We start from the raw sequence: 9,718 nt of genomic DNA on the forward strand, positions 1-9,718 counted from the left end.
AGGCGATCGAGCTGCTGGAGCGGGTGGTGGCCGACCTGGAGCGGCTGCAGGGCAGCGAGCACCCTTCCACGCTCACCGCCCGCGGCAACCTCGCCTCCTCCTACTGGCAGGCGGGTCGGACCGGCGAGGCGATCGAGCTGCTGGAGCGGGTGGTGGCCGACCTGGAGCGGCTGCAGGGCAGCGAGCACCCTTCCACGCTCACCGCCCGCGGCAACCTCGCCCATGCCCGTGATACTGCGGCAGCTGCACAGCAACCGGATACGGCGACCCCAACAACTGCCGCCGTCCGGCTCCCCCCTTCAGATGCTCCTGAGTGACCGGATTGCCTCTCCCTGACCGACTCTCTGCAGGGCTACGAATCAGAAGGTCCTGACATCCACAGCTGACATCAACCACGCCGGACAGAGGCGCACACCAGCGACTCCGTCCGGCCGTCACATCAGTCGACGACCGCAGCCGAAGCAGGTGTGGACCGAACTCCTAAAGCGGGTGTCGCAGGTTCGAATCCTGCCGGGGGCACAGCATGAAGGGCCAGCTCAGGAGGGGTTTCCTCCCAGGCTGGCCCTTTGCGGTTTCCGATGCCGTGCCACTCGCATGCCACAAACATCCTGGCTGTGCCACTCCCCTATGGGACTACCCCCGCCGTGCCTAGCATGTGGCGGTGGACGACATACAGGTTCCCGACTTCCTTGTGGCCCTGCAGTTGGCTGCCTACGCAGGGCGTGTGTCTATGGCCGACCATGTCCGAGCGAACGGGCCGGTCCGCGACTGGGCCGACGGGACGCGGGCCGAGGCAGCCCGCCTTCAGCAGACACTCGAGTCGGCAGAGACCGCCCTCCGGGAGGCCTTCGAAGCGAGCGACTTGCTGCGCTTACACAGCAGACACGCCCTGCGCCGATCCCTCAGGAGAGCAGCGGCCTGTCCTGCTCCCCCTCCTTAGTAGCGCGTCCCCCTTCCACCTCCCGGATCAGCGAGCCGAGCCGCTCGGCAATCGCGCGGTCGCGACCGCTCACCACGTGCTGATAGATCAGCGCCGCGCGCGGGGTGCTGTGACCCATCCTGGTCATCAGCTCCCGAAGGCTCGCGCCGGATGCAGCTAGCGTGTTGCCCGTGTGCCGGAGATCGTGGAAGTGCACGTCTGCCGTGACGCCTGCCTTCGTCCGCGCCTTGATCCAGTCGTCCCGGAAGTTGCTCCGGCGGAGCTGGCCGCCCTGGGGGCCGAGAAAGACGTGACCGTCACGCCCCACCCCCGCGAAGCCGTCGAGGTGCGCCTTCACATCCGGCAGAAGCTCGGTCGGGAAGGCCACGGGCCGGACCCCGGCATCGGACTTCGGCGCCTTGTCGAAGAGTCGTCTGCCATGGACCCAGGCAGAGCCGAGCAGACGCGGCCCATGGCATCCAGGTCGTTCGTCCAGCAGGGCGTCGCCACGAGCGCAGTGGCCGAACGAGACGACCGGTCCGGTGCCCTCACTCATGCTCTTGGCCTTGCGCAGGGGTCATCTCCCACTGTTCCATTCACCCCCATGACACAGCGATCTTTCGCGGGCGAGATCAAGCGCCGCTTTAGCCCGCACCCTACTCAAATACCAAGAACGACCTGGCAGAAACTAAATCGAGCAAAAACGGACTCAGGCTGGCCGCTACTAACGTTGAATTTTTTGGCCTTCACCCTCTTTGCTGCGGATTCCATACATTTGGCAGCCTCTGTGCGGGCATTCTCAGGCTTGTACTGGTGGTTCAGCGTCGGCTGCATCCTTGGCCTGTTGCGGACTGGACAGGTAATGGTGCGCGTCGCCAGAGGCGAGGCAGGACAGCTCGCACCACAGGCGCCCGAAACTGCACCACAGGCGCATGAAACCTCGCCACGAAGCGGCAGGTACCGAGGGAGGCATACCTGAGTCCGGACGTGGCCGGAGCGCCGTGCAGCCGCAATTCGCACCGCGGAGTCGGAGCACGGTCCGCGGGCCGTGCCACCCTCGTGCCAGAACGGACGGGAACTCACAGGGAACTGAGGTTCACCGCCCTGGGCGTTAGTTCTTCCGGCGACGCCCCTGCGCATAGGGGCCCGCGGCGATCATGTTCCCGCCATTCCTCGTCATGAGGGTCACGGTCTTCGGCGCCCGCATTGTCTCCGGGAGTCGAAATGTGTTCCCCCTCGTTGACCTTGGCCAGCAGCGAGGCGAGGGGATCAGGGGGACCATCGGTGAAGCGATCGGAGCCGCGCTCGGGCAGCGGCCCCGGCTCTGTCCTGTCGTGCCGCGCCCGTGATGTATCGCTCATGAGCACCCCCCTCCGACTCACTGAGATGCACTCGAGGTCTTTCCCTGGAAGGTCGCGGGTAACCCGACTTCGCCCTTGCCAGGCTGTGCAATCCTGCCGGATCTAGCGGACCCGGCGGCGGCCCTTCGAGCGGCCGGGGTAGGGGAACAGGCGCGGGCGGCGCTTGGCGGCCACGTCCTCCATCCAGCCGAAGAGCAGGATCGCCAGGCAGATCAGCGGGACGGCGATGAACAGCGGGGTCCACTGGCTCGCCAGCAGCCACTGCGCGTGGTCGTAGAGGAAGGAGTTGCTCCACAGCGGGTCGATCAGCGGCTCGGTCAGCACCAGCGCGAAGGAGTGCCACAGGTAGACCGTGACCGCGCGGGAGTTGAGCAGGGTGATCACGCCGTTGAACCGCTCCAGCGGCTTGGGCCACTGTTCCCAGGACGGGCTCAGATGGAGCAGCAGCAGCACCGCGCCGAACGACCAGATCGCCTGGGCGACCGGCACCGCCTCCAGATCGGCCCCGAGCCGGGGGTCGTCCACCGGCGCCCGCATCAGCCACCAGAAGCCGAACATGAGCACCAGCGGTGCGATGGACGGCACGACGTACTGCGGGATCTTGCGGAGCAGTCCCTCCTGGTGGGCCATGCCGAGCAGCCAGCAGGAGCCGAAGGTGGTGAAGTCGGTGGCGGCTTCCATCAGCCGGCCGGACTGGTCGACCAGGCCGGAGTTGATGACGAACGCGAGCGCCAGCGGCACCAGCAGGGTGACCCAGGGCAGCTTGCGCATCGCCTTGAGCAGGAGCGGCGACAGCAGGACGTACCAGAGGTAGGCGCGCAGGTACCACAGCGGCACACAGATCTGTTCGGCCCAGGAAGCGGGCAGGTGCCCGCCGAAGGTGTGCAGCGAGGCCCCGAACGGCGGCTCGCTGAACGGCAGGATCCAGTAGGCCAGGTCGCCCCACCACCAGTTGGGGTGGTGGAGGTCGGGCCGCCAGCCCTCCAGGAGCATCAGCGGCACCACGACCGCGCCGAACAGCCACATCGGTGGGAGCAGACGACGCAGCCGGCCGCGGATCACGCTCAGCGCGGGCCGGTTGAGGGACCGCGCCATCAGCGACCCGGCCAGCGCGAACATGACGCCCATGGAGGGGAAGACGATCGGCAGCCAGGCCCAGCTGAAGTTGTGGTAGATCACCACGCGGACCAGGGCGAGCGCCCGCAGCAGGTCGAGGTAGCGGTCACGGCCGGGCTTCCGCGCCGGCGCCGGGACGGCCTCCTCGGGCCCCGGGGCGCGCTGCGTGGGAATCCCGCCCGGGTCCACCCGCAGGGCGACGGTGTCGTAGGACTCCTGGACGCCGAAGGCACCTGGTTCCGCGGTGTTCATGAAGAGCTCGCCCCCGTTGTGACATCAAGTCCGACCTCGCCGGTGCGCCGCAGCTTCTGCCAGCGCAGCCGGCCCCCGGTCAGGGCCGTGATGGCGGACTGCAGCAGCACCATGTACATGAGCACCCGGTAGACCACCTGCTGGGCCGGCAGCGTGATCAGATGCCACGCCTTCTCCTTGTCCAGGTGGAAGGACCACCAGGCGCAGACGGCCTGCAGGGCCATGACGGCGAACCAGGCCGCCAGGGTCTTGTACGCGTCGACGAAGACCACGCCGTAGATCATGCCGATGTCGATGGCGGGCGCCAGCAGCGGTGTGATCACCATGAACAGGGCGACGAACGGCAGACCGACGCGGCCGAAGTGGCCGGCCGCGCCGCGCTCCAGCACCGAGTGCCGGTGCTTCCACATCGCCTGCATGGTGCCGTAGCTCCAGCGGTACCGCTGCGACCACAACTGCTTCATGCTGACGGGCGCCTCGGTCCAGGCCCGGGCGTCCTCGGCGTAGACGACCTTCCAGCCGGCCCGGTGCAGGGCCATGGTCACGTCGGTGTCCTCGGCGAGCGTGTCGTCGCTCATGCCGCCCGCCTGCTCCAGCGCCGAACGGCGGAAGCCGCCCACGGCGCCGGGGATGGTCGGCATGCAGTTGAGCACGTCGTACATCCGGCGGTCGAGGTTGAAGCCCATCACGTACTCGATGTGCTGCCAGGCGCCGATCAGCGTGTCGCGGTTGCCGACCTTGGCGTTGCCGGCCACGGCGCCGACGCGCGGGTCGGCGAAGGGCTGGACGAGTTCGCGGACGGTCGCCGGCTCGAACACCGTGTCGCCGTCCATCATCACGATCAGGTCGTACGAGGCGGCGGCCACACCGGTGTTGAGCGCGGCGGGTTTGCCGCTGTTCGGCTGCCGGATCAGCCGGACCATCGGCAGGTCGAGCTCCTCCACGATGGCGGACGTGTCGTCGCTCGATCCGTCGTCGACCACGATCACTTCGACCGGGTAGTCGCTTCTGGTCAGGGACAGCAGGGTGTTGGTGATGCACTCCTGCTCGTTGTACGCGGGTACCACCACGGTGACCGGTTCGGTGACCGGGTCGCCCCAGGAGAAGCCCTTCTTCCGGGTGCGCCGCACGTGGACGGCGGAGAGCACCAGCATCAGCGCGAACCGCACCATGACGAGGACACCGACGACCGCGAGCAGGCCGACGAGCCAAGGCAGCAGGTGCACCGAGAAGGTGGTGCACCACAGGAACGCCTTGCCGAGCCACAGGTTGTAGCTGGAGACCTCTGTGTTGGCGGAGCCGGTGCCGAGCGCCTCGCCGATGGTCTTGAAGGTGTAGCCCCGGTCCTTCAGCTTCTCGATGATGACCGGCAGCGCGGCCAGCGTCTGGGACCGGTTGCCGCCCGCGTCGTGCAGCAGGATCATCTCGCCCTGGCCGGGGAGGTCGGGCATGGCGGACTTGACGATGGCGTCGACGCCGGGGCGCTTCCAGTCGTCGGTGTCCTTGTCGATGAAGGCGGTCAGGTACCCCTCGGACCCGGCCTGCCTGGTCACCGGCCACGACCAGTCGTCCAGCGCGTCCACGGTGGAGGAGTAGGGCGGGCGGAACAGGCTGGTGTGGATGCCGGCGACACCGGCCAGCGCGAGCTGGGTCTCGCCCAGTTCCCAGGTGAGCCGGGTGCCGGAGTGCAGCGCGAGGTCGGGGTGGGTGAAGGTGTGCAGTCCGATCTCGTGGCCGCCGGCCACGATCTGGCGGATCAGCGCCGGGTTGCGGGTGACCATCGAGCCGGTGACGAAGAAGTCGGCGCTGATGTTCTCCTTCTTCAGCACCTCGAGGATCTTCGGCGTCCACTGGGCGGACGGCCCGTCGTCGAAGCTGAGGACGACCGTCTTGTCCGGGATCGTGTAGTTGACCGGCTTGTTCTTCTTGTCGCCGCGCGCGTCGACGACCGGGCCGCCCTCCAGCACGCTGGTCGGGACGGTGGCCTTGTCCACCGAGGTGGCGATCTTCTCGTCGTGGAAGACCTCGTTGTTCGCCATGCCCCGCAGCACCATGAGTGCCAGCAGGGTCGCCAGCACGGTCACCGGCAGGAAGAAGCGCAGGGGAGGCGCGGCGAGTCGGCGCGGGCGCGCTATGGACTGCCGGGGGCGTTGGTGACGGGAGCGGGACATGGACTTCCTGGTCGTTCGCGTCTGGCTACTGCGCGGTGTCGGTCACGGAGTCCGACGCGGCCGTACCGGCCGTCGTCGTCGCGGCGACCGACGCGGTGGCGTCGGGTGTGGTGGCTTGCGCGGGGTCGGTCACGGAGCTCGACCGTGTGGGGTCGGTCACCGGGCTCGACGCCGCCGTACCCGCGTCCGCAGTGCCCGCGTCCGCCGTCGCGGTGGCCGACGCGGTGGCGTCGGGCGTGGTCACCGTGGGGGTGGCGGAGACCGTGGCCGCCGTGGCGGTGGTGCTCGTTGCGGGCTCGACGCCGGGAGCCGCGGGCAGCGGCGCGTTCAGGTACTGGCTGGGCGGCGTGGTGTTCGCCGTGCCCGGGATGGTGAGCGCGGGCGCCTGCGACTGGGTTCCGACCAGGCCGGAGGTCATCGCCACGACGCACCCGGCGCAGAGGATGCCCACCAGCCAGCCGAGGCCGCGCAGACGGCGGCCACGCTGACCGGTCTGGTCGACGAAGACGGGAGCCGGCTCTACCTCCGTGGAGGTACTGGTCATCGACAGCCCCGGGCCTTCCTTCGTGCGTGGCGTGACGACTGCCAGTCCGGCGGCGCCGGACTGGCAGTGAGTAGTGCGGAAAAGTGATCGATGTGCGAGGAAAGAGAGATTATTCGACCCGCTCCCCATTCCGTACCAAGATTATTATGAAGATTCGATGAAGGTCACGCGGGTCTCGTAGAGTTCGGTGTGTCGCTGGCGGGTCTCGTACAGTTCGGTGCGTCGCCCGCCCACCGCCTGATCGGACCTTCCCGCATGGCCATAGCCCGCAGCCGTCGCGGCCGCCGTCGCAGCCGCCTGACGGCCGCCGCGATCGTCGTGGTCGCGCTCTCGTTCCTGGTGGACGCCTGCGCGGGCGCGGGCAGCGGGGGCGACGCCGAGCCGGGCACGGCCTCCGCCTCGGGCGCGCGCTTCGACGTCTCGCCCCTGCTCGAACCGTCCGGCCGCGCGCTGGGCGTCGTCGACGACAAGACGCCCTGGCAGTACGACATCGTCGACACCTTCGCCGAGGAGGCCGGGCGGGCCCCCGACATCCGCGAGTACTACAGCTCCTGGGGCGACGACTTCGACACGGAGGGCAACGCCTTCCTGTGGCAGCACGGCCAGTTGCCCATGATGGCGCTGGTGCCCTCCGACACCTCGCTCGCCGACATCGCCACGGGCCAGGACGACGCCTACATCCGCCGGCTGGCGGGCCAGATCGCCGCCTACGACGGCCCGCTGGCCCTGTCCTTCGCCGGCGAGATGAACGGCCCCTGGAACTCCTGGGGCCCGGAAGACACCAAGCCCGCCGACTTCGTCGCGGCCTGGAAGCACCTGCACGACCTGTTCGCCGACCGGGGCGTCACCAATGTGATCTGGGCGTGGACCCCGCACGTGGTCGACTCGGGCACCACCGCCAAGCTGCGTCCGTACTACCCGGGCGACGCCTACGTCGACTGGGTCGGCCTCATCGGCTACTACGGGCCGATCGACGGCGTCGCCTTCTCCAGCCTCTTCACGCCCACCATGCGTCAGATCTCGGGCTTCTCCGGCAAACCGGTACTGATCGCGGAGACCGGGGTGGCGGAGAGCGGCCGCAAGGAGGCGGACATCCGCGACCTCTTCAAGGGTGCCGCGAAGGCCGGCGTCATCGGGCTCGTCTGGTACGACCAGCGCAAGGACTGGCCGGGCAGCAAGCAGTTGATGGACTGGCGGATCAGCACCTCGGTGGGTGCGCGGGCCGCGTTCCAGGTGGAGAGGGCGCGGAACGGGTTCGGCCATTCGTTCAAAAAGGGCTGATCCACGGGCAGCCGAGGCGAAGCCGGGCGCAAGCCCTCGATGGAACGACCTTTATCGTGGCGCATCACTGCGACAGGCGCATGCGGATGCCCGACCAGGGGAGAGCACGGAGATGACGACGGATTCGTCGCCGGGGCAGGGGGCTTCGCAGGAGGACGAGGGCTGGGCCTTCCGGCCCCGCAGGACGGCCGCCGACTCGCAGCCGTACCGGGAAGAGCAGCCTTACCGGGAAGAGCGGCCGTACCGGGCACGGCCGTCGTACCCGGACCAGCAGTCGTCGTACCAGGAACAGCGGCCGTACCCCGACCACCAGTCGTCGTACCAGGAACAGCGGCCGACGCCGGACCAGCAGTCGCCGTACCAGGAACAACAGCCGTATCCGGAACAGCAGTCGTCGCACCAGGAACAGCGGTCCTACGGGACACAGCAGCCGTACCCGCAACAGCAGCCCCGCCAGGACCAGCGGTCCTACAGGGCACAGCAGCCGTACCCGCAACAGCAGCCCCACCAGGAGCAGCAGTCCTACCAGGCACGGCAGCCGCACCGGGAACAGCAGCGGGCGGAGCCGGCCGTGCCGTGGGACGACCGGTCGCCCGCCGAGCCGAACGACGGCTCCTCCGGTACCCGGTGGGACGGCACCATGGCGCTGCGGGTCTCCGAGCCCCTCGCCGCGCAGCCGCGGCCCGACACGGGCGCGGACGGCAGGCGGGCCGGGAAGCCCAGGCGGGTGGGCAGGATGGTGCTCGCCCTTGCCGTCCTCGCCGCCGGCGGGACCGCCGCCGTCGTGCTCAAGCAGGAGGAGGCCGCCGCCGTCGCCTCGGAGAACCTGACGCAGGTGTGGCAGACGCCGGCGCCCGCCGCCGACGACGCGCTGATCGGTAGCTGGCTCACCGACAAGCTGCTCGTCCGGGCCGGCAGCCGGGGCGGGCTGCGGGCCTACGACCTCACCGACGGCAAGCAGGTGTGGCGCGCCACACCCTCCGCCGACGCGGCCGAGCACGGCACCGTTCCCTGCGCGATGTCGCCGACGCTCAACGCCCAGGGCATCGGCACGGTCGCCTTCGGCACGGACGGCAGCACCTGCACCTGGCTGGCCGGTGTCAAGGCGTCCACCGGCAAGATCCTCTGGTCCATGCCGCTGACCGGCGCCGAGCACCGCAGTCCGGCGACCGCCGCGACCTTCCTGCAGGGCGATGTCGCCACCATCGTCAGCGAGAACTTCCTCGGCGGTGTGGACGTCCGCACCGGCAGCCGCGTCTGGGGCTACAAGGCCCGAGGTCACTACTGCAACGCCTACGACTGGGGCACCGACGGCACCGTGCTGGTGGACGACTTCTGCCTCGACAAGAAGACCAGGTTCACCCTCACCGCGTACGACGGGAAGACGGGGAAGGTGCTCTGGCGGAAGCCCGAGAAGGCCCACTCGGACGTGACGCACGTCCTGTCCGGCTCGCCGCTGATCGCCTCCGTCCACACGGCACGCCAGGACGCCGTACGGGTCTTCGACACCGCCGGGAACGGCCGCAAACTGGCCGTCGGCAACGACGAACTCACCTCCGGCAACGAAACCGGCGCCGACCACTCCGCCCGGCTCTACGGCAAGGTCCTGGTCACCCCGGCCCTGGCCGCCGGCCACCCGGTGATCGACGGCTTCGACACGAGGACCGGCGCCAAGCTGTGGACGTACCGCTCCGCCGCGCTCGCGATCCCCTCGTCCGGGACGGACGGCAAGGTGTACGCCGTCACCACGTCCGGCTCCCCGCAGCTCGTCGGCATCGACCCGCGCACCGGCCGCAGCACCCCGGTCGCGGGCCTGCCGAAGGGCACCGGCAAGTGGAGCTTCACCTCGGGCACGGTGTACGTCACCCCGGACGGCGGCGTGCTGGAACTCAACGCCCTCGGCTCGAACGGCGGTGTACGGCTCTACCGGTAGACCGGGCCGTCACGCCGGAGTACCAGAATTTCGCGATCGCGAAGGCCCCCGCCGTTGGGGGGGGGGGGCGGGCCCGGGGGGGGGGGGGACGTGGGGGCGGGGTTGGCGGGGGGGGGTTAGGGGGGGGGGGGAGGGGGGGTT

At 69.3% G+C, this 9,718-nt stretch carries 7 protein-coding genes; 3 read left to right on the top strand and 4 right to left on the bottom strand.

Annotation, left to right across the window (positions count from 1 at the left end; all coding sequences use genetic code 11):
• On the top strand, nt 1–317 hold a 317-nt coding region (locus ACFXGX_RS23075), incomplete at its 5' end, for a tetratricopeptide repeat protein (RefSeq protein ID WP_384794377.1).
• Nucleotides 318–902: 585 nt separating this feature from the next.
• Here the strand turns inward: ACFXGX_RS23075 and ACFXGX_RS23080 are convergent.
• From ACFXGX_RS23080 to ACFXGX_RS23095, 4 genes are all read right to left on the bottom strand, one after another.
• Complete coding sequence (locus ACFXGX_RS23080; RefSeq protein WP_384794380.1) at nt 903–1,475, bottom strand: tyrosine-type recombinase/integrase; 573 nt, start codon at nt 1,473–1,475, stop codon at nt 903–905.
• A gap of 907 nt (nt 1,476–2,382) precedes the next feature.
• Nucleotides 2,383–3,648, bottom strand: coding sequence for an acyltransferase (locus ACFXGX_RS23085; protein ID WP_384794383.1), 1,266 nt, complete (start codon nt 3,646–3,648; stop codon nt 2,383–2,385).
• A complete protein-coding gene (locus tag ACFXGX_RS23090) occupies nt 3,645–5,819 on the bottom strand; it encodes a glycosyltransferase (RefSeq protein WP_384794386.1) in 2,175 nt (724 codons plus the stop codon). The genes ACFXGX_RS23085 and ACFXGX_RS23090 overlap by 4 nt, the downstream gene beginning before the upstream one ends.
• Before the next feature lie 25 nt (nt 5,820–5,844).
• Nucleotides 5,845–6,363 (bottom strand): hypothetical protein, encoded by a 519-nt coding sequence (locus ACFXGX_RS23095; RefSeq protein WP_384794389.1) that lies wholly within the window; start codon nt 6,361–6,363, stop codon nt 5,845–5,847.
• 255 nt (nt 6,364–6,618) lie between these two features.
• On the opposite strand from ACFXGX_RS23095, the gene ACFXGX_RS23100 reads away from it, so the two are divergent.
• Complete coding sequence (locus ACFXGX_RS23100) at nt 6,619–7,644, top strand: glycoside hydrolase family 26 protein (RefSeq protein WP_384794391.1); 1,026 nt, start codon at nt 6,619–6,621, stop codon at nt 7,642–7,644.
• A 112-nt stretch (nt 7,645–7,756) separates the two neighbouring features.
• The gene (locus tag ACFXGX_RS23105; RefSeq protein ID WP_384794394.1) at nt 7,757–9,577 is read left to right on the top strand and encodes a PQQ-binding-like beta-propeller repeat protein; all 1,821 of its coding nucleotides are present in this window, start codon (nt 7,757–7,759) and stop codon (nt 9,575–9,577) included.
• The last annotated feature ends 141 nt before the right edge of the window (nt 9,578–9,718 follow it).

It is taken from the genome of Streptomyces sp. NPDC059371 (assembly GCF_042751995.1).
Classification (GTDB): Bacteria; Actinomycetota; Actinomycetes; order Streptomycetales; family Streptomycetaceae; genus Streptomyces.

Coding starts and splice junctions, on each gene's coding strand:
- ACFXGX_RS23090 (WP_384794386.1), bottom strand. CDS start 5,819: ATGTCCCGCTCCCGTCACCAACGCCCCCGGCAGTCCATAGCGCGCCCG.
- ACFXGX_RS23095 (WP_384794389.1), bottom strand. CDS start 6,363: ATGACCAGTACCTCCACGGAGGTAGAGCCGGCTCCCGTCTTCGTCGAC.
- ACFXGX_RS23105 (WP_384794394.1), top strand. CDS start 7,757: ATGACGACGGATTCGTCGCCGGGGCAGGGGGCTTCGCAGGAGGACGAG.
- ACFXGX_RS23100 (WP_384794391.1), top strand. CDS start 6,619: ATGGCCATAGCCCGCAGCCGTCGCGGCCGCCGTCGCAGCCGCCTGACG.
- ACFXGX_RS23085 (WP_384794383.1), bottom strand. CDS start 3,648: ATGAACACCGCGGAACCAGGTGCCTTCGGCGTCCAGGAGTCCTACGAC.
- ACFXGX_RS23080 (WP_384794380.1), bottom strand. CDS start 1,475: ATGAGTGAGGGCACCGGACCGGTCGTCTCGTTCGGCCACTGCGCTCGT.